The following is a 270-nucleotide window of genomic DNA, read 5'->3' on the forward strand; positions in this document are numbered from 1 at the left end:
GCAGCCCAAGTTTTATAAATTGGAATATCTATAACTATATGCCTTTCACCATGAATAGCAATATCAAAGAATGTTTTACCAGATATATATAAAAGGCGACTACCTTTGTAAGTACCCAACTTTTCACGAGAATAGATTATAGAAATAGTTACTTTATGTTCTGGTATCTCATAAAGTTTTGATACTAAATTTCCATTAACCTCCTTTTCGTTGTCTTTAATTTTATCAATGGCTAGCAAACTTTTATAAGTATTTCCGTCTACTTCGCTG

The 270-nt window shown here is 30.7% G+C and carries 1 protein-coding gene; it reads right to left on the reverse strand.

Annotation, left to right across the window (positions count from 1 at the left end):
- A partial coding sequence (locus tag SB775_RS29850) for a hypothetical protein (protein ID WP_410864859.1) occupies positions 1–270 on the reverse strand: 270 nt, incomplete at both ends.

It is taken from the genome of Peribacillus sp. SIMBA_075 (assembly GCF_046534585.1).